We start from the raw sequence: 25,886 nt of genomic DNA, 5'->3' as shown, positions 1-25,886 counted from the left end.
CTATGACAAAGGAAAAATTTCAATTAGAAGGGCAGGTAGGGCGCTTGGACAAAGTCTTAACTGACTTGTTACCAGGTGAAAGCCGCTCAACTATTCAAAAAATCATTAAGGATGGCCTTGTAAGTGTCAATGACCAAAGCCAGAAGGCTAATTTCAAACTAAAAGGGGATGAAACTCTGTTGCTGGAGCGACGTAGCGTATTAGTTGAAGAAGAGTCGCTACCAGAGCCTGAGGCAATGGATTTAGATATCGTTTATGAAGATGAAGATATCCTAGTCATTAATAAGCCTTCTGGCTTAGTAGTTCATCCTTCTAAAGGGCATCTCAAGGGGACCTTAGTCAATGGCTTGCTTCATTATCTGAATGGCAATCTATCTAGTGGTTCAGATTTCTATCGTCCTGGTATTGTCCATCGAATCGATAAGGATACTTCAGGCCTTTTAGTCGTAGCTAAACATAATGCAGCTCACCAAAGCTTAGCCGAACAGTTACTTCATCATGATATGCGTCGTTCCTATATAGCGCTTGTACATGGTCAAGTCAAGGCTCCCCAGGGGACCATTGAAGCGCCATTGCAACGCGATCCTGCTAATCGCCTACGTTGGACAGTGACCAAAGAAGGCAAGTATGCCTTAACTAGATTCCAAGTCATGGAAAACTTTGAGAATGCTACCTTACTAGATCTTGAACTTGAAACAGGGCGGACCCATCAGATTCGTGTTCACCTAGAGTTTATTGGACATCCACTAGTTGGAGATCCTGTTTACCGCAAAGGATTAGACCATATCAAGGGCTCCTTAGTCCATGATATGTCTGGCCAGCTGCTACATGCCTATGCCTTAAAGTTACAACACCCTAGAAGTGGCGAATGGCTTGAGTTTAAGGCGCCACTTCCGAAACGTTTTGAAGAGGCATTAGATCAATTGAGATAAAATCCAACGATTCTAAGACAGAAAGGAAGGGATGTCATGAATCCAAATGATAAGATTCTGGATAAAATCCGCAATCTGCTTGAACTTGCAGAAGATGGTAACCAGGATGAGGAGAGTCAGACGGCCCTCCTGATGGCACAGAAACTCATGCTCAAGCATAAAATTTCGCAACAAGAGTTAGATGCTGCGACTAGTCTGGATGCGATTGTGACGCGTTCTTTATCTGTTTACAAAACCCTCTTCTGGTGGGAAAAAATATTAGCGCGTACCATTGCAGATAATTTTCGCATCATGCTCTATGTTCAGAGTACTCGATTGCCACACCAGTCAAAAACCCAACGTAAAATTGTTTATATGGGTTATCAGTCAGATGTGGACTTGGCCTATCATGTCTTTCAACTAGCAGCTAATGCCATGAAGTTCCATGCCGGACAACACCTGAAATTAGACCATGACAGCTTGACTAGTTCGCAAAAGCAGAATCAGCGTCGGGCCTATTACCAAGGCTTTATGGATGGTTTAGCGGCTAAATATGAGCAGCAACGCCAAAGTATGGTGGCAGAAGAGGCCGGCTATGCCCTTGTCATTCAAGTACCTGAAGCGGTTAAGGAAGTCTTTCATGCTCAGGTTCAAGGACAGATTGTTTTTAAGCAGCCTGTTGTTAATGAACAGACTTTAGCCTATGAACGAGGCTACCACCAAGCTAAATCCATGTCCTTAGACGCCAAGCAACTGGACAGTGGATTAAGATGAGAATTCTAGGTGAATAACGTTTTAAGCTTTAGTAGTTAAACGGATGGTTTAGCTACTTTTTTTATGCTATAAATTGCATCTTTAGCAAGCTAATGTTCATGTTAAGGAAGAAAATATATATGAAATCACAATGACATTTACAGACATATTCCACTATATAGGTGTTTAGACAGTGCGATATGTCTAAACAATTATATATGGAATAGACACCTGTCTATATATCTAGACATATTGCGTACGATATTTTGGGTAATTAGTATAAAGTTCGTGTTTTCTAGCATACAATGTAACAGCATTACTACAGCTATTAAACAAGGGCCCAGAATCCCCTATATACAGAGGGTAACAGCTATATATGGGGTGTATTCCGAATGATTATAACAAGATATAGTGATAATTAACGTATTTTTCATTTACAGAGCGTAACCTTTTTGTTATAATATCCGTGACTAGTTATATATGCAAAAGTTTTCTACAGTAATTGTCATGAGACTGTCTTTAAGTCCTGAGATGTCTACCATGTTTGTTCGATGTTAATATCTAACTAAGAAAGATAATGGTCATTGTTGCATTTAGGGAGGACCTTTAAATAGTCTTATGGGAGTTGAAACTGTTTAAGATGGGTCGGCACTCTTTGCAGGAGAACGATATATAACGAATAGGTATTTAGGTTAACCTAGTGAATTCAGGCAACCTGAATGTAACTAGTCAACGAATAGCGATTAAGAACTTGGCTACTCATTCTGATAGAAACAGGGCTTTGCCCCACAAGGGCCTTCGTCAAAGAGTGTTCTGTTGCCATAAGGATGTCTTAATCAAAAGGAGGAGAATGAATGAAGCAAAATGTTAAATGGGCAAAACTGTTTGCCATCTTAATGCTCATCTTCAGTGTTTTATCAGGCCCGTTAGAGGCTTTTGCTCAGGATGTCAGTAGCGCATCCGATGTCGAGGAGCTTGTCTCTTCGTCTGTAAATTCGGCATCAACTAATGATGCTACCGAAAACTCTTCATCAGAAACTGAAGAAGAAGCAGCCTTACCTCAGGCTCAAGCTGTTAATGTTAATGGGACTCCTAAGGTTTTACACAATGCGGTTAAAAGTGCCATAGTATGGGACTACAACAATGCACGTGAAGCAACCAAGGATGAAGACGGTAACTACGTCTTAAAAGAAGGAGCGCTTTTCGGTTTTGAAATGCAATTTAACCTATCAGACTATGATTATAACTTGAACAATGGGGATTACTTTGAGTATGAAATTCCAGCACCTCTAACAGTTCAAGCAGGGAGTTTTGACTTGATAGATGGTCCAACCGGCATTGCCGTTGGGGTAGCGGAAGTTACTTCTAACGGCCCTGGTCAAGGAGGTTCAGTTCATATCAGTATTCAAAACTTAGAAAAATACCTTGAAGCTAAAAAAGCGGATGCTGCTTATGGTGTACAGGGAAGTTTCTTTGTACAGTTTAAATCTGATACAATTAAAACTCCAGTTACTATTCGCCTTAAAGATAAAGGTGTCGCTGCAGGCGTAGATATCATGTTAAAAGTAGATCCGCGTGGCCCAGTCACTGACAACGGTCCTTACCTAAGCGGAGAGAACTTTAACAAATACTGGGGTGTTATGATTGAAGATCCTTGGGAGTCTGCTGCTTTAGGAACAACTGGTAATTATGTTCACCCTTGGCGTGTTCGTCTTAACGCAAGCCAAGCCAAATACAATAAATTCGTCGTTTATGATGAAATTTCCCAGGGTAGTGGGGACATGCAGTTTATCCCTGAAAGCTTCCGTCTCTGGTCGGGTAAAAAGATTAATCAGAACTGGGGTTTAGATGATGGTTATGAATTAGAAGAAGGTAGTGACTATTCTATTACCTTCAGTGATAACTACACTAAGTTCAAAATGACTATCTTCAACCCATCTGGTAAACCTTTCATTTTGGACTATAAAACAACCGCTCCTGGGGATGGGAGTAACGTTGGGAACGTGATTTCTGTTCAAGGTGATGATAAACCCCTCCCTAATAACGCAACAAACAATAGCATGAAAGAGGAAGTTCGTCGTCGTAGCAGTTTGACGGAAGGCGGGGCTATTCAATTGAATGTTGCCTACCGTATTGTGATTAATAAGGTAGATGCTGAAACTAAGAAGCCTTTAGCGGGCGCGGTCTTTAAAGTAACCGACCCAGATGGTAACGAGTTCCGCTTAGCTCCTACGGGTGAAGATGGTTCAACTATCTCTGACGTAATTAAGGATACTTTAGCTTCTAAAGGGACCTTTAAGATTCAAGAAGAAACTGCCCCAGAAGGTTATGAGTTATCTACTGACGTGACAGAAGTAACCGTAACTGAATCAGGTGTAATTCGTACAATCGAGAACAAGAAACGTCCAACCGAATTCAAAGCCACCAAAGTATGGGCAGGTGACCAAGATGCAAGCAAACGTCCGGCTGTTAAGTTCCAACTCAAACGTGATGGTGTTAACTATGGTGATGCCAAAGACGTACCTCAAGCAGGCGGGGAAGTAAGCTGGTCTAACTTGCCATACTACCAAGATGGTAAGGCTGAGCCTTCTGTCTACACAGTAGAAGAGACTGGCGTAGAAGGTACTGGCTATGAAGTAGCTTATAGTGATCAAACTGCAACAAGCGCTACTGTAACCAACACCTACCGCAGCACTGAATTTAAGGCGACTAAAGTATGGGCTGGCGATCAAGACGCAAGCAAACGTCCAGCCGTTAAGTTCCAACTCAAACGTGATGGCGCTAACTATGGCGATGCCAAAGACGTACCACAAGCGGGTGGGGAAGTAAGCTGGTCTAACTTGCCATACTACCAAGATGGTAAGACAGATCCATCTGTCTACACAGTAGAAGAAACTGGCGTAGAAGGTACTGGCTATGAAGTAGCTTATAGTGATCAAACCGCAACAAGCGCTACTGTAACCAACACCTACCGCAGCACTGAATTTAAAGCAACCAAAGTATGGGCTGGCGACCAAGATGCAAGCAAACGTCCGGCTGTTAAGTTCCAACTTAAGCGTGACGGTGCTAACTATGGCGATGCCAAAGACGTACCACAAGCAGGCGGTGAAGTAACTTGGTCTAACTTACCATACTACCAAGATGGTAAGACTGATCCATCTGTTTACACAGTAGAAGAGACTGGCGTAGAAGGTACTGGCTATGAAGTAGCTTATAGTGATCAAACCGCAACAAGCGCTACTGTAACCAACACCTACCGCAGCACTGAATTTAAAGCAACCAAAGTATGGGCTGGCGACCAAGATGCAAGCAAACGTCCGGCTGTTAAGTTCCAACTTAAGCGTGACGGTGCTAACTATGGCGATGCCAAAGACGTACCACAAGCAGGCGGTGAAGTAACTTGGTCTAACTTACCATACTACCAAGATGGTAAGACTGATCCATCTGTCTACACTGTTGAAGAAACAGGTGTAGAAGGTACTGGTTATGACGTTGCCTATAGCAACCAAACTGCTACAAGTGCAACTGTAACCAATACTTACCGTACTACCGAGTTCAAAGTAACCAAGGTATGGGCAGGCGATCAAGACGCAAGCAAACGTCCAGCCGTTAAGTTCCAACTCAAACGTGACGGTGCTAACTATGGTGAAGCTAAGGACGTGCCAAAAGAAGGCGGTTTAGTCACTTGGACTAACTTACCATACTACCAAGATGGTAAGACTGAGGCTTCTGTTTACACTGTAGAAGAATTAACTGAAACACCAAATGGCTATGAAGTTACCTACACTTCTGATGCTAATGGTGATGTGACCGTCACAAATACCTTCAAGACAACTGGTTTTGTTGCAAGTAAAGTTTGGAAAGGCGATAAAGATCCTTCAGTTCGCCCTCAAGCTCAATTCCAACTCTACCGTGATGGAGTAGCTTATGGCCAACCGCAAGCTGTTCCAACAGTTGATGGTCAAGTTGCTTGGACTAACTTACCATACTACCAAGAAGGTAAGACTGAAGCAAGTGTCTACACTGTTCAAGAAGTACAAGCAGCGGATTCACCATATGCAGCGAACTATGCTGATCAAACAGCAAGCACTGTGACTGTAACTAACACGCTTCAAAACAAAAAAACTAACTTCACCGTTAATAAGCAATGGCGTGGTTTTGATGCTGACATGAAACGTCCAAATGCTAAATTCCAATTAAAACGTGATGGCCAAGCTTATGGCGAACTTCGTGATGTGCCAAAAGAAGACGGTCAAGTTGTTTGGACTGATTTACCACTCTATCAAGATGGGACTACTACTCCAAGTGTCTACACTGTTGATGAGTTAGATCCTTCTAACCAAGGTGGCTATGAATGGAAGGTTGAGAACTTAACCGCTTCTTCAGCAACGGTTATTAACTCACGTAAGCCAGTCGATCAACCACCAACCCCACCAACTCCTTCTGGTAAGCGTGAATTACCTAAGACTGGTGAATATGGTACATTCTTAACTGGTTTGGCAGGCTTAAGCTTCTTATTAGCAGCAGCTTACGTCATTTCTCCAGTAGGTCGACGTAACTAAGTTAGTGCGACCAATAGACGCAATCCCTAAATGCGTAAAAACTCAGAGCTTGAGCTCTGAGTTTTTTTGTACTTAGGGCCTAAAAAACTCCCCTTGTATAGGGGAGGGATTTGCTTATAGCTTGAAGAATTCAACCAAGTAACGAGCTAAGCCGTCTTGGTCATTTGTGTAAGATGTTATATCGTCAGCAATTGCTTTAAGTGGTTCAATGGCATTTGTCATGGCTACACCACGACCAGCATAAGCTATCATAGACAGATCATTGTGTTGGTCGCCAAAAGCCATAATATGGGAATTGGGAATATGGTAGAACTGGGCTAAGCGATCAATCCCATAAGCTTTATTGACGCCTTTCTGAACCACTTCCAAAAAGGGAAGGGTGCCGCCCCAAATATCAATATCGACCTGTTGTCCATATTCTTTTAAGAGCAATTTCTTAATTGGCTCTTGAGTCTCAGCGGTTGAAAAGACGCTAAGTGATGTCGGGCCAAAGGTCAGACTCTCTGGTGTCATCAAGGTTAGATCGTTTGGATCAACTTGGAAGAAGGGACTATCCGGAATATCATAACTAGAAACAAAGACGTAACCGGGACCTTCAGCACAGACTAAGGAAACACCTAGGTCTCGACTTTGATCCATAATTTTGAGAGCTAATTCCCGTGGGACTTCTGCTTCATAGCGTGCTTGCCAGTTGGGACGACCAGGATAGTGGCCATAAGCTCCATTAAGGTTAAGAATGGGCGCCTGAGGGTTAATTGCCTTGTAAAATTGTTGGCTGTTGCGGTAAGGTCGCCCAGTAGCAATGACAACGAGATGTCCCATATCCCGTACTTTTTGTAGAACTTGAATAGTGTAGGGACTTAATTGTGATTGATTATTTAAGGTTGTGCCATCTAAATCAATGGCGATGAGATAGGCTTGCATGGAAATCCTCCTTATCATCTTAGTATAGCCATTTCTGCCTTGGCTTTCAACTCTTAATGACAGGCAAGATGCTTGATTTTTCTATTAAATAGCTTACAATGAAGGAGTAATTGCCAAGGAAAGGGGCTTGTGACCATGAGTCAAGAACTAACAGAAAAACTACAGACCCAGATTCAAACCGCTTTGGAAGAAGTGATTGACCCAGAACTGGGAATTGATATCGTCAATCTTGGCTTGGTTTATGAAGTCGATTTAAGCGAAGAAGGGGTCTGTGAAGTTCAGATGACCTTGACCACAATTGGTTGTCCTTTAGCAGACGTTATCATCAATGATGTCAAACAGGCTTTGCTTAAGATTGACCAAATTAAAGAAGTTAAGGTTGAGTTGGTTTGGTATCCAGCATGGGACCCAAGTCGCATGAGTCGCTATGCCCGTATCGCCTTAGGCGTTAAATTATAGGAGGGATATTATGCGTGAGTTAGCAGATTTACAAGCCGTTGAGGATTTCAAAGCACAAAATCCGGAGGGACTAGTCATTGATGTCCGGTCTCAAGCGGATTATGAAGAAGGTCATATGGAAGGAGCACTTCATCATCCTGAGGAAACCATCTTGACGGATTTAGCTGATAGAGACAAGACTTTACCAATTGCGGTTTACTGTAACCGAGGTGTTAAGTCACGTCGTGTGGCACAAAGTCTCGAAGCAGCTGGCTTCAGCAACATTTATAACTATACACCTGGTTTAAAAGGTTAAGAAAAGTTTAAAGTCAAAAAAGGTCAGAGAAAACTCTTGACCTTTTTTGACTTTTGGGCTATACTAAGAATGTGCCCAAGATTGGGCTCTTATTAAACACTAAAAACACTGACTATTTTTGACTAAACAACTATAAAGGAAGGTGCTAAGATGATTGAAAAAATGACAACAACCATGCAAGAAGCTTTGGCTCAAGCGCAACAGATTGCCATAACTCGGCAACATCAGGAAATTGATATTCCTCATCTCTGGCATGTTCTGATTCAACCTAATGAATTCGCGGCACGTCTCTATGAAGAAATTGGCGTTCCAATGGAAGAATTTCGCCAACTAGTCAACAAGGAGATTGACGCAATCAGTGTCGTATCAGGAAGCAATGTCCAGTATGGCCAAGCTATTAGCCAACGACTTAACCAACTTTTTGCAGCAGCTAACAAGATTGCTAAGGACAATAAGGATGAATTTTTATCAACTGAGGTCATTCTTCTTGCCCTCTATCAGCAAAAGGGCAACCCCTTGACTCAATTCTTGAATCAACATGATATCAGTGAGTCTAAATTAAAAGAACGTATCGATCAATTGAGAGGAGGATCACGCGTGACATCACAAAACCAAGAAGAAACCTATGAAGCTTTGGCCAAGTATGCCACAAACCTTGTCCAAGCCGTTAGAGAAAATAAACTAGATCCAGTTATCGGGCGTGACGAAGAAATTCGGGATGTCATCCGAATTTTGTCACGTAAGACTAAGAACAACCCAGTCTTAATCGGGGAACCAGGTGTTGGTAAGACTGCCATTGTGGAAGGGTTAGCCCATCGTATTGTAAGACGCGATGTACCTGAGAACCTCAAAGACAAGGAAATCTATAGCCTTGATATGGGGGCCTTGATTGCCGGCGCTAAGTATCGCGGTGAATTTGAAGAACGTCTCAAAGCGGTTCTTAAGGAAGTGAAACAGTCAGAAGGCAGAATCTTGCTCTTCATTGATGAGATTCACCTGATTGTAGGGGCTGGTAAGACTGACGGTGCCATGGACGCCGGCAACTTGCTTAAACCTATGTTGGCGCGTGGGGAGTTGCACTGTATTGGTGCCACTACCTTAGACGAATACCGCGAGAACATCGAAAAGGATAAGGCCTTGGAACGTCGTTTCCAACGGGTACTAGTTCAAGAGCCAACAGTGGAAGATACTATTTCTATCTTACGGGGGCTTAAGGAACGCTTCGAAATCCACCACGGGGTTAACATTCATGACAACGCCTTGGTGGCAGCCGCTATCCTGTCCAACCGCTACATTACTGATCGCTTCTTACCTGATAAGGCCATTGACTTAGTCGACGAAGCTTGCGCAACCATTCGGGTCGAAATTAACTCTATGCCGACAGAAATGGACCAAGTCAATCGTCGTCTCATGCAACTTGAAATCGAAGAAGCGGCACTTAAGAAAGAACACGACGAAGCAAGTAAGAAACGCCTAGAGAACTTACAAGAAGAATTGGCTGATTTACGCGAACAAGCCAACATGCTCAAAATGCGTTGGGAAATCGAAAAAGAAGCTTCAAACAAAATGCGTGACAAACGTCTGGAGTTAGAAGCGGCTCGCCACCAACTCGAAGAAGCCGAAGCTAGCTACGATTTGGAACAGGCAGCCGTCCTGCGCCATGGTAAGATTCCGCAATTAGAGAAGGAATTAGCAGAGCTTGAAGCCAAAGAAACTGTGCCACGTCATGAACGTCTGACCCAAGAATCAGTAACTGACGAGGAAATCGCGCAGGTTGTAGGTCGTTTGACAGGAATTCCGGTTAATCGACTGGTTGAAGGTGAACGTGAGAAGTTACTTAAGCTTAGCGACACCCTACATGAACGCGTCATTGGTCAGGACGAGGCCGTTGATAAGGTAGCGGAAGCTGTCTTACGTTCTCGTGCCGGCTTACAAAACCCTAACCGTCCAATTGGTTCCTTCCTCTTCTTAGGACCTACTGGGGTAGGGAAGACAGAGTTAGCTAAAGCTTTAGCAGAAACGCTCTTTGACTCAGAAAGCCATCTGGTTCGGATTGATATGTCCGAGTATATGGAGAAACACAATGTCTCTCGTCTGGTAGGGGCTCCTCCAGGCTATGTAGGTTATGAAGAGGGTGGCCAATTAACAGAGGCTGTGCGTCGGACACCATATACAATCGTCTTATTAGATGAAATTGAAAAGGCCCACCCAGACGTCTTCAATATCCTGCTTCAAGTTCTTGACGACGGACGCTTGACTGACTCTAAAGGTCGGACAGTGGACTTCAAGAATACTGTCCTAATCATGACCTCTAACATCGGCTCAAGCCTCTTGTTAGAAGGAGTAGAGGACGATGGCAGCATCAATCCAGAGACCGCAGCTCAAGTGCGTCAACTCTTGCGTCAACACTTCAAGCCAGAGTTCCTCAACCGGATTGACGACACCGTACTCTTTACACCATTGGCACAAAGCCACATGAATAAGATTGTCTTCAAACTCTTGAAGAGCCTGCAAGAACGTTTGGCTTACCAAGATATTAGCCTAGAATTAGATGACCAAGCAGCCACTTGGTTAGCTCATAACGGCTATGATCCAGTCTACGGGGCGCGGCCACTCATGCGCTATATGACGCGCGAATTAGAAACGCCATTAGCTAAGGCTATCATTGCTGGGGACATAGAACCTAACTCCCATGTGATGGTGCACTTAGAGGACGACCACCTGGTCTTTGAATCAAAACCTAATCAAGAATAAGGGCTAGTAAGATGACTAAGTTAACTTAGTCATCTTTTTTTAATTTGCAAGGCCTTCTTATTTACTTGACTTTCTTTCTAGCCTAGCGTAAGGTAAAATTAAGCATAAAGAGTTAATCTCTCGTGATTTTGACAATCCCAATGACTTATTGCTTGATTAGGATTGCTAGGAGGAGCGCTATGGCACGCTACGATAAATATATTATGAAATACATTGGTTTAATCACCCTTATTGTCTTGGGGGTATGGAACTGGAATTCCATTATGGGCTTAGTCGGCTCAATCTATAAGACTTTAGGACCCATTATTAACGGGGCTATTTTTGCTTATATCTTGAATCTACTCATGGTGCGCTATGAGGGGTTGCTGACCAAAGTCCAAGCGCAAGTACCTGGTGTCAAATCACTCAAACGCCCGGTGTCTATGTTTTTATCTCTCTTGACCTTCGTCCTAGCAGTGATTATGATTCTGGTCCTAGTCTTACCACAGTTATCGACCGCTATTAGTCGTTTTATTGAGGTAATTCCAAGTGTCAGCACTTGGCTACAGAAGGCGATTGAAGAGTATGATGCTTATTTTCCTCAGCTGCAGACCCTCATGTCACAGCTTAATATCAACTGGGGCAGCCTGATTCAACAATCCATGACAGTTCTTAACAGCTTGTCTTCTAACTTCTTAAACATTACCTTTACCACAATTACTGGGGTAGCATCTAATACCATTAACTCCATCTTGTCCTTGATGGTGGCCCTCTATATTTTGGGGTCTAAGGAACGTCTTTTGGTACAAAGTAAGCGGCTCATTATGGCCTACTTGAAACCTAGCCACGCTCAGACTTTCTTAGATATTATTCGACTGATGAATGAATCCTTCACCAATTTCTTCGTGGGGATGACCTTGGAAGGCATCATTCTGGGTAGCCTAGTGACAGTGGCTGCTAGTATCTTCAACCTGCCATATGCGGGCATGTTGGGTGTGATCGCTGGGGTTATGGCCTTAATCCCAATTATTGGCGGCTATATTTCAGCGGCAGTAGGGACCTTGATGCTATTGGCAGTTTCACCAAGCCAGGCTCTCTTTTACCTAGTCATGGTCATCATTATCATGCAATTGGAAGGGAACCTAATCTATCCACGTGTGGTGGGTGGATCCATTGGTTTACCTGGTCTCTGGGTCTTAGTAGCCTTCACAGTAGGTGGTGGTCTAATGGGGATTTCAGGCATGATTCTGGGGATTCCATTAGCAGCGACCCTCTACAAATTATTGGGCCGAGATGTCCTCATGCGGGAGAAACGCCAAACCTTAACCATTCTAGAATAAGTTAGATAGCGAGAGCCTGACTCTCGCTATTTTAATAGGATTATTTGGTGACTGTAAAAGCTTTATGTTATAATTGAACTATCAATTTTATCCTTTGATATAGCTACTCGAGGGTAAGGGGGTTAATAAGATGAAACACTTGACTAAGCATTTGTTAGTAGGCTGTTTGGGATTAAGTTTTCTTGTCAACTATACGGGCCAAAGTGTCGCTGCACGCCCACCTATTTTAGATGCTTCCACTGAGGATAGTTCTAATGAGGAAAGTTCTAAAGCAAGTGAGGGAAGTTCACAGATATCTGAAGCGACTGAACGTATGACCTTTCCTGAATTACAGGATAAGTTAGAGCAAGCACGACAAAAGGTTTTAAGTGTTAAAATCACAGCAAAGACCTCACGAAAAACTAAGGAGTTTTCTGTGCCAAGTGAAGATGCCTATATAGCTTGGAATAAATTCGAAGTCAGTGATGACCAGAAGAGTGAGCCGACACTTTCCTTTAATCATGAAGAATACAATTTGGCTAGCATACTTAAAATTGAGTATTACTTGACTAAGAAAGCTCAAGATGACTATCTTTTGTATACGAAATTAGAGACTGATCAACCTAGCTATAGTCAGATAACTTACCCCTTTGCCTATGTCAATTACCAGGATATTCTTACAACGATAATTTTACTTGACGCCCCATACGCTAAGGTTGAACTTAAAGATTCGAGTTATCATGTCTACATCAGTGACAAGGACCAGTCCTTAACCCACCTTTTCCTCTTTAGTATTGGGCGAGATAAAGTCGGTCAAGAAAAGAGTAGTCTTGAGCTCATAATCGACCAGAAGGATTTTAATCTTAAGGGCTTAAGCTATCACTATCAAGACGATCAAGAACAGCGGTCCGCAGAGCTATCGGTAGCAGATATTAATCAAGTCTCTGAGAAAGATCTGACCTTGGCCCCATGGACGCAAGACGCTGTCTTGGAAGAGGACAGCAGTTCTGATAGGACTGAATCAAGTGATGAAACAAATGAAGCTGCTGACTCCAGCCAAAGTCGTGAGTCCACTCCTAAGGCTAGTCAAATCATGGAAAAAGTATGGCGAGAGCGGCTACTTTCTTCGGTTTTCATGTCCTTCGAGAAAATTATCTTATCAGATGACAAGACCAATGTCACAGTCTTAGAAGGTGATATGGCCTATGATAAGGTTGGGCAAATCATCGGACTTCATTACTTTGGTATTCTAGATCATGGCTATCCTGATGGACGTTTCCTTGAAATCATAAAGGGCTTGAATGACAAAACCTTTTATGGGCGTCTTAATAGCCAATGGTACACGGTATCGACAGCTAAAACAGAGGATATCAAACCAGAATACCAGCGTCTGCTGACGGTCTTAGCAGACAAAAAGTTAACTGGAAAAATGACCCTTGAAGAATCGGAAACAAGTTATTTTCTGAAATTGGAAGGCCATGAACTTGGGCTCCTTGGTGATTTATCAAGAGACTTGCTAATGGATTTGACGGGGACAGACTCAAATGAAAGGCAAGGCAAGTTTAGTTTGACTCTAGAAGTTTCTAAAAAGGAACATTATCTCCAATCACTTGATTTGAAGGTAGAGACCCAAATAGGAGGGAGCCCTCAAATCCAGCATGCTAAAATATCCTTTAGTCGCCATAATAAGGTCTCAGATATGAAATTTGAGCTTCCTAGCGAGGCCAAAAATGCTAAACCAATTGAAGAGCTCTCATCTTATGAAGAATCGAATTAGTAACCTCGTGTAAATAGTTTTCAGACTTTAGTGAAAGTGCTATAATAGACTTAGAGACTTGAGAGGAGGAATAACTCGTGTATCTACTTATCTTGTTGGGGGTTGCATTTGCAACGGCCACACTCTTTTTCAAGCAGAAGTTACCGACTGCACTTTTAGCTTTAGCGTCTTTTGCTTGGTATTTTGAGGCTTGGCAGTCTGACGGGCTCTTACCCTTTATCATTTTTTCAGTTGGGGTAGTCATGGTCATCCTAGAGTTCTACTTACCGCAAACAGGTTTTGCAGGTGTCGTGGGTTCTATCGTTATGGCTCTAGTACTTCAATACCACACACAGAATTGGCAAGAGACTTGGCTCTTACTCTTCGGGATTGGACTTGTCAGTGTGACCGTATTCTTCGTCCTAATCAAGTTGGGACTAACGATTAAGGTCAATGAAGCCTTAATTCTAGATGCGCAGATTAACTCTCATGCTCGAGGAAGACAAGGAGACCAGGCTTCTAGCGCTGATCACCCGCTCATTGGTCACTCAGGACATGCTATTTCGGATTTGAAACCGATTGGTAAAGTTGAAGTGGATGGCCAAGTCTATGAGGCGCGAAGTGCCCACAACTTTATTAGTCAAGGGGCGACGGTTGCGGTGCAGGCTGTCAGCCAAGGGACACTTGTTGTTAGAAAAGGAGGAGAAGCATAATGAATGGATGGATTCCATTAGGTTTATTAATTATCGTCTTATTAGTACTGATTAGCCTCTTCTTCCGCTTTGTACCAGTAGGTTTATGGATTACTGCCTACTTCTCTGGTGTTAAAGTGGGGATTGGGAATTTAATCGGGATGCGTTTGCGGCGGGTTGTGCCAAAAATGATTATTAACCCAATGATTAAGGCAACCAAAGCAGGCTTAGTCATTAATACAAATGAACTTGAAGCCCACTACTTAGCAGGTGGGAATGTCAACATGGTTATTGATGCCTTAATTGCGGCTCAACGTGCCAATATTGACTTGGAATTCGAACAAGCAGCTGCCATTGATTTGGCAGGGCGGAACGTTTTTGAAGCCGTTCAAGTATCGGTTAACCCTAAAGTGATTGAAACTCCAATTATTGCGGGTGTCGCTATGGACGGGATTGAAGTTAAGGCCAAAGCCAAAGTGACCGTTCGCGCCAACATTGAACGTTTAGTCGGGGGGGCTGGTGAAGAAACCATCATTGCCCGTGTAGGTGAAGGTATTGTTACAACCGTAGGTAGTGCCGCTAAGCACTCCATTGTCCTAGAGAACCCAGACTCTATCTCCCAAACTGTTTTACGTAAAGGCTTAGACTCAGGGACTGCCTTTGAAATTCTATCCATTGATATTGCGGACGTTGATGTGGGCCGTAACATCGGGGCTAAATTGCAAGCTGACCAAGCTGTAGCGGACAAGAAGATTGCTCAGGCTAAGGCTGAAGAACGTCGTGCCTTCGCGGTGGCCCAAGAACAAGAAATGTTGGCCGAAGTTCAACGCATGCGCGCCAAAGTAGTTGAAGCAGAATCTGAAGTGCCATTAGCAATTGCTGAAGCCTTCCGCAAAGGCAACCTAGGCATTCATGATTACTATCAATTACAAAATATCCAAGCCGATACTGCTATGCGTGAATCCATTGCTAAGGATGAAAAACCAGCCGGCGATACAGTGATTTCTGAATAGGACACTTAAGTCATGATGAAAGGGGAGTGAACCAATGAGAGGCTATATCTTTTTGCTGATTTTCCTCGCGTCTTTCCTCATTCCTAAAATTCGGGACATGATTCGTGATAATGTGGCGGGCAAGCAAGCAAGATTCCGCCAGGACCCAATGCCTCAAGTAGACCCTCAGTATTCACTAAGAAATCTGTCAGCGCAATTGAATGTGCTTATGGCTGCAGCACAGGATCCTAATCTCACTGATCAGGAGAGAGCCTCATTAGAAGATAAGATCGATTATCTTAACCAAGAGCTGGATCAAGCTCTTGGAGCCCAAGAAATTGAAGCAGATAATCTCTTGCAAGCACGTGGAGAAGCTGGCCAGTCTATGTTGGACGAGGTTGAGTTTGATCAGGCTCAAGCGCAAATGGATGCCTCCTTGACTGATCAGTGGGGTGCCAGTGACCAAGATTGGTCCTTGGCAGAAACTGATACAGATGCCATTCAACTTGAACGTATAGGTGCTTCTAATCAACACCGTTCAGGCCGTGGCTCTAAACTCATCACGCTCAATCGCAAGACCCTTAAGGATGCGGTTATTTACAGTGAGATTCTCAAACCAAAGTATCAATCTAAATGATAAGGTATAGAGGTAGGAAGTGATTCCTACCTCTTTTTGTGTATAGTTAGACACAAAATAATCAGGAAACTTGCTTTTATTGCCCAAAGTGCTAGGATGAAAGTAGGATTTCTAAGTCCAGAAAAGAGGGATGACTAAATGTCAGATTTTAAACAGTATATCAAAAATATTGGCCATGTTGATTTTGAGCTTCAACCTCTCAATGAGGTGGATATTGCAGTTATGGTTGAAATGGTCTATCTCAAGTTAGATGATTATGTCAGTCATGTTATATCCGAATCAAAAGCCATTTCTGTCATGGATTTTTACCAGCAGTTTGCTCAAGACAAAAAAGAAATTCAAGAGGAAAATCCTTTCTTAATTTCCAAGGGACGGCTTGAGGTTGCTAAGGCCGCAGCCCAAGCATCACGTTATCGCAATATTAAGATTTTCGGTTTTCAATCCGACTTAGACCTTAAGTTAGAAAAGCAGTTTGCGGCGGCAACCTTCTATATTCCGGAACTTAATACCTATTTGGTAGTTTTCCGTGGGACAGATGAAACGATTGTGGGTTGGAAAGAAGACTTCAATATGAGCCACCAAACCCAGGTGCCGGCTCAGGATGCTGCTAGAGAATACCTAACTAAAGTCATGACTGAATTTGATGGTCAATATATTATAGCTGGTCACTCTAAAGGAGCCAACTTAGCAATTTATGCCGCTAGTCAACTTGATAAAAAGCTACAGAATCAAGTGTCGGCCATTTATGCTTACGATGGGCCAGGTTACCAACGGGATTTTCTAGAAACAGAGGGCTATTTGGCCATTGAGTCTAAGATCCATGCCTTCCAACCGGAGGACGCTGTGGTCAGTCAGATTCTCTTCCATACAGTTCAAGCCAAGGTGGTTGCTTGCAAAGGCATTAGCATGATGCAACACCTGCTAGAGAACTGGCAAATTGATAAGGTGAGTTTCAAGGAAGTAGAGTCGGTAACCCCAGGGAGTCAGCGTCTTCAAGCTACTCTTGGTCAATGGGTTGACCAGCATTCTGCCCAAGAGTTAGAAGAATTCTTCGGTGCCATATTTGGCATTATTGAGGCTACAGGTATTGAAACCTTGAATGAGATAGGCGACAATTTTCTCATGTTTCTTATCTCGCTACAACGTGAAATCCGTGATACAGAGGATAGTGACTTGCTAAAAGAAGGATTCGCTCAGCTCCAAGCCATCTATAAGGAGCAGGGGGATGAAACAAATGCCAATTTCTTGGAAGTCGTTCAAGGTAAGTTAGATAGTGCAGCAAACTTCATCAAGGACCTAGTTCCTGACGCCCTATTGCCAGGTAAATCTGAAGATAAGCAAGTAGAAGAGGAAGGGGAGCCACAAGCCATAAGCGAGGAAACAGATCATGGCACGATTTGATTATGAGCCTCTCAATCTCTATGATAACTTTGCGACTGCTAGCCGCCGATGGCCGGATATTCCGATTTATTTTGACCAGGCCTTACCTGCCTTCCCAGAATTAGGGCTAGCTACTCACTATTGTGATGTTCTTGAAGCTATTGACCGTCGTGCTAGGCAGCTAGCTGTATTAGGAATTGAAGCAGGCAGTAAGGTTATGATCTTCAAGTCGCCTGCATTTGATAGTTATCTTTTAGCGGTGGCGCTGACCAAGCTTGGAGCGGTACCCGTCATGGTGTCTTATCATTTGTCGGCCGAAGTCATCCGAGTTTTTGGTCAAAGACTGGGACAAGGGCATTTTCTTCTCTACGACTATAAAACAGCCAAGACAGTTTCTCAGCTTTCTAGCCCAAATAGCTCAACTTATGTAAGTATTGAGTCTATATTGGAAGTGAAAGAAGAAAGTGAGCTTAAGACAAGACAATTGGACTTAGATGCTATTGCCTATATGACCCATACATCTGGTACAACTGGAATTCCAAAGCTTATATGTCACTCTTGTCGAACTATGGGCTGGCGTACCCTCTGGCAGAAGCGGGTCTTAGACCAGATGCAAGAGAGAAAACTCTGTAGCTTTTTGGTTAGTCCTGTCCATTCACGTTTCAATATTGGGGTTTCTAGCCTCATGTCCTTGGGCTTTCCCATGATGCCATTATCGAATCCTGACCTAGCTTCAGTGGAGGCTGCTTTCAGAGAACACCCACCATATGCTGTGGAAACTCATCCTAATCATTTTGTTCAATGGCGTGGTCTAGCGCAGGACCAGCCGGAACTATTCAAGGAGACTAAGTACTTTCATTCGACCTTTGATGCCATTAATAGCGATGCCATGGCTTCATTCTTGAAGGCAGCTAAGGCTAACCATCCTGTCTTCTTACAGGTCTACGGACAAAGTGAATGTGGGCCTATGATTCTAAGAGCCCATCGCTTAAGAAGCTTAGCTAATATCGAGGCCAGAGACATGGGACTAGGCCTAGGCGACTTAACCAAGGCCAGAATATGTGATGCTGAGGGTAATCCTGTCAAGCAAGGCCAACCAGGCCATATCCAACTCTATTCCAAGGGCAGGGCGCTAACTTATTATCAAGAAGAAGGGCGATTTGCTGAAAATGTTTATGGTGAATGGTGGGATAGTGGGGACTACGGTTATATAGATCAGCGGGGCCATCTCTATTTGCAAGATCGCAAAGTCGACCTAGTTGATGCCTTGCCAAGTACACTTGCATTAGAGGATGTCCTTTTGGATAAACTGAATTTTTTGGCTGAAGTGGTCATTATTAGAGACCCAATGGGCTATGCCCAGCCAGTTATTGCAGTCAATGATGGCATGACCATGGATTGGCAAGCCTGGTGGGATCTGACGGCGGATATGCCTCACCTCAACCAAGCAATTATCTTGGAGTGGGGGAAGATTCCACGAACCGCAACCATGAAGGTCAAACGGCTAGCGCTTAGCCAACAGATATTTAGTTGAGTAATTCGAGATATAGAGCAAGATTTGACCTAACTTAGGCCTTGCTTTTTCTTATGGGATGGTGTATATTATATAAGGTTGCATCACCCGATGCGCCAATTCGCACGTTCGTTGATAGTGAGGACGGTGCTTGGGTAACCAAGTTTCCTTGCTAGGTGACACGTTCGGAGGAAAAATATTAAACCAAATGGAGGTATAGAAATGTCAGTAATTTCTATGAAGCAATTATTAGAAGCTGGTGTACACTTCGGTCACCAGACTCGTCGTTGGAACCCTAAGATGAAGCGTTACATCTTTACAGAACGTAACGGTATCTACATCATCGACTTACAAAAAACCGTTAAATTAGTTGACGAAGCATACAACTACATGCGTGAAGCAGCAGCTGACGGCGGTGTAGTACTCTTCGTTGGTACTAAGAAACAAGCTCAAAAAGCTGTTGAAGAACATGCAGTACGTTCAGGTCAATACTACATCAACCACCGCTGGTTGGGTGGTCTCTTGACTAACTGGGATACTATCCAAGGCCGTATCCGTCGCTTGAAAGCTATCGAAAAAATGGCTGAAGACGGGACCTTTGAAGTACTTCCTAAGAAAGAAGTTATCGAAATCCGTAAGGAACAAGAGCGTTTAGAGAAATTCTTAGGCGGGATCAAAGACATGCCAAGAATTCCAGATGTTATCTTCATCGTGGACCCACGTAAAGAGCGCATCGCGGTTCAAGAAGCTCAAAAATTAAACATTCCAATCGTTGCTATGGTCGACACTAACTGTGACCCAGATGAAATCGACGTAGTAATCCCATCTAACGATGACGCTATCCGCGCTATCAGCTTAATCGCTGGTGCTATGGCTGACGCTGTTATCGAAAGCAACCAAGGGGTTGTAGAAGCTGTCGCTGAAGAATCAACTGACAAAGCTTTCTTCGACAACTTGTTTGAATCAAACGAAGGCCAAGAAGCCTAAGCGTTACTTAACTTAGTATAAGCATGAACTGTCTTAATTCAGGAGGATAACCATAGGCTCAAGGCTAGGGACCTGTGTTGAGACAGTTTTTTATAAGACCTGAGGAGGAAACATACAAAATGGCAAACATTACTGCAAAATTAGTAAAAGAATTACGCGACATGACTGGCGTCGGTATGATGGACGCTAAAAAAGCTTTAGTTGAAGTTGAAGGCGACATCGACAAAGCGGTAGACTTCTTGCGTGAAAAAGGTTTAGCTAAAGCTGCTAAAAAAGCTGACCGTATCGCAGCTGAAGGGGTTACTGCTACTTATGTAGACGGCAACACTGCTGCCTTAATCGAATTGAACTCTGAAACTGACTTCGTTGCTAAGAACGACAAGTTCCAAGCATTAGTAGCGACTGTTGTTAAAGCTATTGCTGAAGCAAAACCAGCTACTATGGAAGAAGCTTTAGCTGTTAAAGTTGGCGACAAGACAATCGAAGAATTAATCTTAGAAGGTACAACCGTTATTGGTGAAAAACTTTCTCTTCGTCGTTTCGAAGTATTGTCTAAAGCTGATGGCGATGCTTTCGGTGAATACCTCCACATGGGTGGCCGTATCGGTGTCTTAACTGTTATCGAAGGTTCTGATGACTCTGTAGCAGCTAAAGACGTTGCTATGCACGTTGCAGCGATTAACCCACGTTACGTAAGCCGTGAAGATGTATCTGATGAAGACTACAAACACGAAGAAAAAATCCAAACCGAAATCGCCCTCAACGAAGGCAAACCAGCTAACATCGTTGAAAAGATGATTAAAGGTCGTATGAACAAATACTTAGCTGAAATCAGCTTAACTGAACAAGCATTCGTTAAGAATCCTGACCAAACAGTTGCTGAATTCGTAGCTTCTAAGGGCGGCAAAGTGAAAACTTTTGTCCGTTATGAAGTCGGCGAAGGTATGGAAAAACGTCAAGATAACTTTGCAGACGAAGTGGCTGCCCAAATGGGTAAATAAGCTCGTCTAATTGACTAAGCCCCAAGTGATTGGGGCTTTTTCTGAAAAACGGACTCATCAGGCAAATCAAGGTAAGGAGTAAGAAAATGGTAGAACCGAAATACAAACGTGTCGTCTTGAAATTAAGCGGCGAAGCCATGGCTGGACAATCTGGCTTTGGCATTGATCCAGCAACCATCAAAGAAATGGTCAAGGAAATTAAAGAAGTTCACGCCTTAGGCGTAGAAATCGCCATTATTGTCGGTGGTGGCAATATTTGGCGTGGGATTACAGGGGCTGAGATGGGCATGGAACGGGCGCAAGCCGACTACATGGGCATGTTAGCGACTGTGATGAACTCCTTAGCCCTACAAGATGTTCTGGAGAACAATGGCGTGCCAACTCGAGTTCAAACCTCAATTGACATGCGCCAAATTGCGGAACCATTCATCCGTCGTCGTGCTATCCGCCACTTGGAAAAGGGCCGCGTGGTTATCTTTGCAGCTGGTACCGGGAACCCTTACTTCTCAACTGATACTCTAGCCGCTTTGCGTGCTGCAGAAGTGAACGCAGACGTTATCTTGATGGCTAAGAACAATGTGGATGGTGTCTACGATGCTGATCCACGCCAGGATGCCAATGCAACTAAGTTCGACAACTTGTCCCACTTAGATGTTATTGCTAAAGGCCTAAAGGTTATGGACTCTACCGCTAGCTCGCTCAGCATGGATAACGATATTCCGTTGGTTGTCTTCAACTTGAACGAACCTGGTAATATCCGCCGTGTTGTGCTGGGTGAATCCATCGGGACGGTCGTTGGCGGCAAATAATGAAGTTATAAGAGCGTTTCCTAGTCTCTAGGGCGCTCTTTTTGGATAAAAATAGGCTATACTCAAGCTTGATTAAATATGCTATAATAAGTTAGTAGAAAATATGCAGGAGGCTGTCTCAATGACTACTGAATTAATCAAAGATACTAAGCAACGTATGCAAAAGACTGTTGACGCCTACCAACGCGAGTTAGGTTCTATTCGGGCTGGGCGCGCTAATGCCAGCATTTTAGACCGTATTAGTGTTGAATACTATGGCGTGCCAACTCCACTTAACCAATTAGCATCCATCACCATTCCAGAGGCTCGCATGCTCTTGATTACCCCTTATGACAAAGGCACTCTAGGGGATATCGAGAAAGCTATCTTAATGAGTGATGTGGGCATTACGCCATCTAACGATGGGTCTGTGGTGCGCTTGGTCATTCCGGCCTTGACTCAAGAGCGACGTCAAGAATTGGCTAAAACCGTTGGTAAGGAACAAGAAGGGGCTAAGGTCCGCGTTCGTAACATCCGTCGTGATGCCATTGACCATGCTAAGAAGGCAGAGAAGAACAAGGAAATCACTGAAGATGATTTGAAGGGTCTAGAAAAAGACATTCAAAAGTTAACAGACGACTTCGTTAAAGAAATCGAAAAATTAACGGCTGAAAAAGAAAAAGAAATCCTAGAAAAATAAGACTTTATTGGCGCGGATTCTGTTTCATAACAGGATTTGCGTCTTTTTTTTCTTACCTAAAAAGTGCTATAATGAAGTTAGTTAATAAACTTACATAGGAGGGGACTTGTTATGTTAACCTATATTGTAGGTGCCGGTGCAATGGGTTGCCGTTTCGGCTATCAAATGGCTGAAGCTGGCCAAAAAGTTGTCTTGTTCGATGGCTGGCAAGACCACATTCAAGCAATCAAAGAGAAAGGCCTAATTATTACCGGAGACCAAGACAAGACGGTAGCCTTAGATATTCGGCCATTTGGTCAAGATGCGCCCGTCTGTGACCTCATGATTCTCTTCGTCAAAGCCCACCAATTGGAGACAACTTTGAAGGAAACGGCTCACTTGCGTGATCAGCACACCAAGGTTTTCTGTTTACTCAATGGGTTAGGACATGAAGAAGTTATTAAACGATACGTGGATCCACATAATATTATGATGGGGGTAACAGTTTGGACAGCTGTCCTAGTCGGTCCGGGGCAAGTTCGTCTCAAAGATTCCGGGACTATTAATTTCTGTGCGCTTGACCCAAGCGGAAAAGAACTTGGTCTAGAGGTTGAAGCTTTACTTAACCAAGCTGGGCTTAATGCGACATATGACGAGGAAGTCTTTAAGGCTATCTGGACTAAGGCCTGTGTCAATGGGACCATGAACTCTACTTGTGCCTTAACAGATTGTACCATTGCAGAATTCTTCTCTTCGGAAGAGGGACGCTTAATCGTTCGCCAACTCCTGCACGAGTTCGTCACTGTAGCCAAAGCCAAAGGCATTGTCCTCGATGAAGAGAAAATCTACCAGTATCTTATGGACTTGTCGGTTAAGTTAGCAGGTCACTATCCATCAATGCACCAAGATCTGGTTCAACAAAAACGCCTAACTGAAATTGACTACATCAATGGGGCTGTTGCACGTATGGGGGCCGACTTAGGCATTGATACACCTTACTGCAAGATGGTGACGGAGTTCATCCATGTTAAGGAGCGTCAAATTGGGGTGCGCGCCTAGTAACTAAGCCCAAAGGCTTGACACGTAGGCTCTTTATGGTATAATGAATACAGTCGAAATCAAGTTGGAAAGGAGTGAGCGGTGACGCTTGCTCTTTTTGCATGAGAGAATGAGGTGAACTATGAGTGCAATTTTAGATAAGGTGACACCAGCCATTACCGAGATAGTAGAGGCCAACGGCTGCTACTTGGTTGACATGGAATATGTCAAGGAAGGTAAGTCTTGGTTCCTGCGCATCTATGCGGATAAACCAGGACGGATTGACATTGATGACTGTGCGGCCATCAGTGAGCAAATCAGCGAACATCTGGATAGTATTAAGCCAGACCCATTTCCTGAGGCTTATTTCTTAGAGGTCTCATCACCAGGGGCGGAACGGCCATTGAAAACTGATCAAGCCTTGCGAGAGGCAGTGGGTGAGTATGTACATTTAGACTACTATGCGCCACAACATGGTGCTAAGAGCCATGAAGGGACTTTAGATGCTGTGACAGATGACAAAGTTACGCTGACTGTCCAAATTAAAACTGTCAAAAAACAACTAGAAATCGAACGCCAAGCCATCGCCAAAGCGCGTCTGGCCATTAAGTTCTAATAGACTACTGGAGGATAGACAATGAGTAAGGAACTTGTTAAAGCAATGCAGGTTTTAGAAGAAGAAAAGGGGATTTCTCGTCAAATCATAAAAGAAGCCCTAGAATCTGCCTTAGCTCTAGCATATAAGAAAAACTATGACCAAGCCCAAAACGTGGAGGTCCAATTCGATGAGAATAAGGGCACCATTAAGGTCTACTCGGTCAAAGAAGTTGTAGAAACCAACTATGATTCGACCTTAGAAATCAGCCTAGAAGAAGCGCTCAAGATTAACCGCGCTTACGAAATTGGCGACAAAATCAAATTCGAAGTAACACCTAAGGACTTCGGTCGTATTGCGACTCAGACAGCTAAGCATGTCATTATGCAACGTATTCGTGAAGCTGAACGGGAGAATATCTTCGAGGAATTTAGCCAATATGTAGATGAAATCATGACCGGGACGGTAGAACGTCAAGATCACCGCTTTATCTATGTCAATATTGGCCGTGTGGAAGCTATCATGCCCCTTGGGGAACAAATCCCTAGCGAACAATTTGAGCCTGATCAACGTATTAAGGTTTATGTAGCGAAGGTTGATAAGACAAGCAAAGGCCCACAAATCGTGGTCAGCCGTGCACATAATGATTTCTTGCGCCGCCTCTTCGAGCAGGAAGTTCCAGAAATCTACGATGGAACGGTTGAAGTCATGGCCATTGCTCGTGAAGCAGGTGACCGTGCCAAGGTAGCAGTGCGTTCACGCGACAAGAATATCGACCCTGTTGGGACCTGTGTGGGCCCACGTGGTCAACGTGTTCAAGCTATCGTTAACGAACTCAACGGCGAAAACATGGACATCATCGAATGGAATGAAGATCCAGTTGTCTTCATCCAAAATGCCTTGAGTCCTGCTCAAGTTCTCAAGGTTGATTTCAACGAAGAAGCGCATGCCTGCATCGTAGTAGTACCGGATAACCAATTATCCTTGGCTATCGGTAAACGTGGTCAAAATGCCCGGCTAGCAGCTCGCTTGACTACCTATAAGATTGATATCAAGTCAGAATCTTCTTATGCTGACTACTTAGAAGAGCAAGCAGCCTTAGCCTTAGAAGCTCAAGCTGCAGCTGAAGCTGGTCAAGAGGATTTAGCAGACGAATTTCCAGCTGAGACACTAGACCAAGCAGTTGAAGTAGAAGATCTAAAGCTTGAATCTGAACCTGCTGACGAACAATAAGGCTGAGCGAAGGAGGGGACCCGATGCAAACGAAGAAACAGCAAGCACCACGCAAGGTGCCAATGCGTAAATGTATTGTATCCCAGACTATGTTCCCTAAGAAGGAACTGGTCCGGGTGGTCAAATCCAAAGAAGGGCAGATTTCGATTGATCCAAGTGGTCGTCAAAATGGTCGTGGTGCTTATATTGGCCTAGACCGTAATCTGGCCTTGGAAGCCAAGAAGAAACGGACCTTTGACCGTGCTTTCAGTATGAAAGTGGAAGACGCCTTCTACGATGAACTCTATGCCTATATTGATCATCAACAGGCGCGTAAAGAATTACTATGACACCAGAACAAAAGAAATTGAACATGTTAGGTCTGGCCAACCGGTCGGGTAACCTGATTAGTGGTGACGAACTCGTCGAGAAAGCCATTAAACGCGGACGCGTGGCCTTGGTCATCTGTGCCCAAGATGCCAGCGAAGCTACCCGCGCACGTTATCAGGATTGGTCCCAGCGCTATCATGTTCCACTAGAAATGACATTTAACCGAGAACAAATCAGTCACGCTGTGGGAAAGACTCGTTCAATCGTGGCCATCACCAACCAGGGGATGGCTAAGACCTATCTTTCCTATTAGCCCTACTGACCAATTCT

The 25,886-nt window shown here is 43.7% G+C and carries 23 protein-coding genes; 22 read left to right on the top strand and 1 reads right to left on the bottom strand.

What is annotated here, in order from left to right; translation table 11 throughout:
• The first annotated feature begins 2 nt into the window (after positions 1 to 2).
• The 3 genes from ACO53F_RS02940 (at position 3) to ACO53F_RS02930 (ending at position 6,226) form a co-directional block, all read left to right on the top strand.
• Positions 3 to 932 carry an RluA family pseudouridine synthase gene (locus ACO53F_RS02940; RefSeq protein ID WP_485137234.1) on the top strand — a complete coding sequence of 310 codons (930 nt, stop codon included), beginning with the start codon at positions 3 to 5 and terminating at the stop codon, positions 930 to 932.
• Between the two features lie 36 nt (positions 933 to 968).
• The gene (locus ACO53F_RS02935) at positions 969 to 1,685 is read left to right on the top strand and encodes a DUF2786 domain-containing protein (protein ID WP_485137233.1); all 717 of its coding nucleotides are present in this window, start codon (positions 969 to 971) and stop codon (positions 1,683 to 1,685) included.
• 833 nt (positions 1,686 to 2,518) lie between these two features.
• Entirely contained in the window at positions 2,519 to 6,226 is a 3,708-nt protein-coding gene (locus ACO53F_RS02930; protein WP_485137232.1) for a Cna B-type domain-containing protein, read from the top strand.
• Between the two features lie 114 nt (positions 6,227 to 6,340).
• Here ACO53F_RS02930 and ACO53F_RS02925 read toward each other — a convergent pair whose 3' ends face one another.
• Positions 6,341 to 7,150, bottom strand: coding sequence for a Cof-type HAD-IIB family hydrolase (locus ACO53F_RS02925; protein WP_485137231.1), 810 nt, complete (start codon positions 7,148 to 7,150; stop codon positions 6,341 to 6,343).
• Between the two features lie 135 nt (positions 7,151 to 7,285).
• Between ACO53F_RS02925 and ACO53F_RS02920 the strand changes: the two genes are divergently transcribed.
• The 19 genes from ACO53F_RS02920 (at position 7,286) to ACO53F_RS02830 (ending at position 25,869) form a co-directional block, all read left to right on the top strand.
• Positions 7,286 to 7,609 (top strand): metal-sulfur cluster assembly factor, encoded by a 324-nt coding sequence (locus ACO53F_RS02920; protein ID WP_070755633.1) that lies wholly within the window; start codon positions 7,286 to 7,288, stop codon positions 7,607 to 7,609.
• A gap of 10 nt (positions 7,610 to 7,619) precedes the next feature.
• Entirely contained in the window at positions 7,620 to 7,904 is a 285-nt protein-coding gene (locus ACO53F_RS02915) for a rhodanese-like domain-containing protein (RefSeq protein WP_291428483.1), read from the top strand.
• Between the two features lie 150 nt (positions 7,905 to 8,054).
• Positions 8,055 to 10,658, top strand: a complete 2,604-nt coding sequence (gene clpB / locus ACO53F_RS02910; RefSeq protein ID WP_485137230.1) for an ATP-dependent chaperone ClpB — start codon at positions 8,055 to 8,057, stop codon at positions 10,656 to 10,658.
• Positions 10,659 to 10,837: 179 nt separating this feature from the next.
• Positions 10,838 to 11,977, top strand: coding sequence for an AI-2E family transporter (locus ACO53F_RS02905; protein ID WP_485137229.1), 1,140 nt, complete (start codon positions 10,838 to 10,840; stop codon positions 11,975 to 11,977).
• A 130-nt stretch (positions 11,978 to 12,107) separates the two neighbouring features.
• Complete coding sequence (locus tag ACO53F_RS02900; protein WP_485137228.1) at positions 12,108 to 13,733, top strand: hypothetical protein; 1,626 nt, start codon at positions 12,108 to 12,110, stop codon at positions 13,731 to 13,733.
• 77 nt (positions 13,734 to 13,810) lie between these two features.
• A complete protein-coding gene (locus ACO53F_RS02895) occupies positions 13,811 to 14,425 on the top strand; it encodes an NfeD family protein (protein ID WP_485137227.1) in 615 nt (204 codons plus the stop codon).
• A complete protein-coding gene (gene floA / locus ACO53F_RS02890) occupies positions 14,425 to 15,417 on the top strand; it encodes a flotillin-like protein FloA (protein WP_070755627.1) in 993 nt (330 codons plus the stop codon). Before ACO53F_RS02895 ends, floA begins: the two co-directional genes overlap by 1 nt.
• Positions 15,418 to 15,451: 34 nt before the next feature.
• Complete coding sequence (locus ACO53F_RS02885; RefSeq protein ID WP_485137226.1) at positions 15,452 to 16,033, top strand: hypothetical protein; 582 nt, start codon at positions 15,452 to 15,454, stop codon at positions 16,031 to 16,033.
• Between the two features lie 138 nt (positions 16,034 to 16,171).
• Entirely contained in the window at positions 16,172 to 17,434 is a 1,263-nt protein-coding gene (locus tag ACO53F_RS02880) for an Mbeg1-like protein (protein WP_485137225.1), read from the top strand.
• A complete protein-coding gene (locus ACO53F_RS02875; protein ID WP_485137224.1) occupies positions 17,421 to 18,947 on the top strand; it encodes an AMP-binding protein in 1,527 nt (508 codons plus the stop codon). Before ACO53F_RS02880 ends, ACO53F_RS02875 begins: the two co-directional genes overlap by 14 nt.
• A gap of 201 nt (positions 18,948 to 19,148) precedes the next feature.
• Positions 19,149 to 19,913, top strand: a complete 765-nt coding sequence (gene rpsB, locus ACO53F_RS02870; protein WP_035364286.1) for a 30S ribosomal protein S2 — start codon at positions 19,149 to 19,151, stop codon at positions 19,911 to 19,913.
• Positions 19,914 to 20,032: 119 nt separating this feature from the next.
• Complete coding sequence (tsf, locus tag ACO53F_RS02865; protein ID WP_485137223.1) at positions 20,033 to 20,914, top strand: translation elongation factor Ts; 882 nt, start codon at positions 20,033 to 20,035, stop codon at positions 20,912 to 20,914.
• Between the two features lie 86 nt (positions 20,915 to 21,000).
• Positions 21,001 to 21,723, top strand: a complete 723-nt coding sequence (gene pyrH / locus ACO53F_RS02860; protein WP_023392068.1) for a UMP kinase — start codon at positions 21,001 to 21,003, stop codon at positions 21,721 to 21,723.
• A 157-nt stretch (positions 21,724 to 21,880) separates the two neighbouring features.
• Positions 21,881 to 22,402 carry a ribosome recycling factor gene (gene frr, locus ACO53F_RS02855; protein WP_373690453.1) on the top strand — a complete coding sequence of 174 codons (522 nt, stop codon included), beginning with the start codon at positions 21,881 to 21,883 and terminating at the stop codon, positions 22,400 to 22,402.
• Between the two features lie 111 nt (positions 22,403 to 22,513).
• Positions 22,514 to 23,440 carry a 2-dehydropantoate 2-reductase gene (locus ACO53F_RS02850; RefSeq protein WP_485137222.1) on the top strand — a complete coding sequence of 309 codons (927 nt, stop codon included), beginning with the start codon at positions 22,514 to 22,516 and terminating at the stop codon, positions 23,438 to 23,440.
• 121 nt (positions 23,441 to 23,561) lie between these two features.
• Positions 23,562 to 24,035 carry a ribosome maturation factor RimP gene (gene rimP, locus ACO53F_RS02845; protein WP_485137221.1) on the top strand — a complete coding sequence of 158 codons (474 nt, stop codon included), beginning with the start codon at positions 23,562 to 23,564 and terminating at the stop codon, positions 24,033 to 24,035.
• Positions 24,036 to 24,056: 21 nt separating this feature from the next.
• Positions 24,057 to 25,247 carry a transcription termination factor NusA gene (gene nusA / locus ACO53F_RS02840; protein WP_485137220.1) on the top strand — a complete coding sequence of 397 codons (1,191 nt, stop codon included), beginning with the start codon at positions 24,057 to 24,059 and terminating at the stop codon, positions 25,245 to 25,247.
• A 23-nt stretch (positions 25,248 to 25,270) separates the two neighbouring features.
• The gene (gene rnpM, locus ACO53F_RS02835; protein WP_023392073.1) at positions 25,271 to 25,576 is read left to right on the top strand and encodes an RNase P modulator RnpM; all 306 of its coding nucleotides are present in this window, start codon (positions 25,271 to 25,273) and stop codon (positions 25,574 to 25,576) included.
• Complete coding sequence (locus ACO53F_RS02830) at positions 25,573 to 25,869, top strand: L7Ae/L30e/S12e/Gadd45 family ribosomal protein (protein ID WP_485137219.1); 297 nt, start codon at positions 25,573 to 25,575, stop codon at positions 25,867 to 25,869. Before rnpM ends, ACO53F_RS02830 begins: the two co-directional genes overlap by 4 nt.
• The last annotated feature ends 17 nt before the right edge of the window (positions 25,870 to 25,886 follow it).

Source organism: Abiotrophia sp., from assembly GCF_057275535.1.
Note: the sequence above shows the minus strand (reverse complement) of the source record. Positions and strands in the feature narration are given on the sequence as shown.

Excerpts from the sequence above, each read along its gene's own strand:
- ACO53F_RS02830 (WP_485137219.1), top strand. The coding sequence starts at position 25,573 with ATGACACCAGAACAAAAGAAATTGAACATGTTAGGTCTGGCCAACCGG.
- ACO53F_RS02885 (WP_485137226.1), top strand. The coding sequence starts at position 15,452 with ATGAGAGGCTATATCTTTTTGCTGATTTTCCTCGCGTCTTTCCTCATT.
- ACO53F_RS02940 (WP_485137234.1), top strand. The coding sequence starts at position 3 with ATGACAAAGGAAAAATTTCAATTAGAAGGGCAGGTAGGGCGCTTGGAC.
- ACO53F_RS02925 (WP_485137231.1), bottom strand. The coding sequence starts at position 7,150 with ATGCAAGCCTATCTCATCGCCATTGATTTAGATGGCACAACCTTAAAT.
- ACO53F_RS02920 (WP_070755633.1), top strand. The coding sequence starts at position 7,286 with ATGAGTCAAGAACTAACAGAAAAACTACAGACCCAGATTCAAACCGCT.
- ACO53F_RS02850 (WP_485137222.1), top strand. The coding sequence starts at position 22,514 with ATGTTAACCTATATTGTAGGTGCCGGTGCAATGGGTTGCCGTTTCGGC.
- ACO53F_RS02935 (WP_485137233.1), top strand. The coding sequence starts at position 969 with ATGAATCCAAATGATAAGATTCTGGATAAAATCCGCAATCTGCTTGAA.
- rpsB (WP_035364286.1), top strand. The coding sequence starts at position 19,149 with ATGTCAGTAATTTCTATGAAGCAATTATTAGAAGCTGGTGTACACTTC.
- rimP (WP_485137221.1), top strand. The coding sequence starts at position 23,562 with ATGAGTGCAATTTTAGATAAGGTGACACCAGCCATTACCGAGATAGTA.
- pyrH (WP_023392068.1), top strand. The coding sequence starts at position 21,001 with ATGGTAGAACCGAAATACAAACGTGTCGTCTTGAAATTAAGCGGCGAA.
- floA (WP_070755627.1), top strand. The coding sequence starts at position 14,425 with ATGAATGGATGGATTCCATTAGGTTTATTAATTATCGTCTTATTAGTA.
- rnpM (WP_023392073.1), top strand. The coding sequence starts at position 25,271 with ATGCAAACGAAGAAACAGCAAGCACCACGCAAGGTGCCAATGCGTAAA.
- ACO53F_RS02930 (WP_485137232.1), top strand. The coding sequence starts at position 2,519 with ATGAAGCAAAATGTTAAATGGGCAAAACTGTTTGCCATCTTAATGCTC.
- ACO53F_RS02905 (WP_485137229.1), top strand. The coding sequence starts at position 10,838 with ATGGCACGCTACGATAAATATATTATGAAATACATTGGTTTAATCACC.
- ACO53F_RS02900 (WP_485137228.1), top strand. The coding sequence starts at position 12,108 with ATGAAACACTTGACTAAGCATTTGTTAGTAGGCTGTTTGGGATTAAGT.
- ACO53F_RS02915 (WP_291428483.1), top strand. The coding sequence starts at position 7,620 with ATGCGTGAGTTAGCAGATTTACAAGCCGTTGAGGATTTCAAAGCACAA.
- ACO53F_RS02880 (WP_485137225.1), top strand. The coding sequence starts at position 16,172 with ATGTCAGATTTTAAACAGTATATCAAAAATATTGGCCATGTTGATTTT.
- frr (WP_373690453.1), top strand. The coding sequence starts at position 21,881 with ATGCAAAAGACTGTTGACGCCTACCAACGCGAGTTAGGTTCTATTCGG.
- nusA (WP_485137220.1), top strand. The coding sequence starts at position 24,057 with ATGAGTAAGGAACTTGTTAAAGCAATGCAGGTTTTAGAAGAAGAAAAG.
- clpB (WP_485137230.1), top strand. The coding sequence starts at position 8,055 with ATGATTGAAAAAATGACAACAACCATGCAAGAAGCTTTGGCTCAAGCG.
- ACO53F_RS02875 (WP_485137224.1), top strand. The coding sequence starts at position 17,421 with ATGGCACGATTTGATTATGAGCCTCTCAATCTCTATGATAACTTTGCG.
- tsf (WP_485137223.1), top strand. The coding sequence starts at position 20,033 with ATGGCAAACATTACTGCAAAATTAGTAAAAGAATTACGCGACATGACT.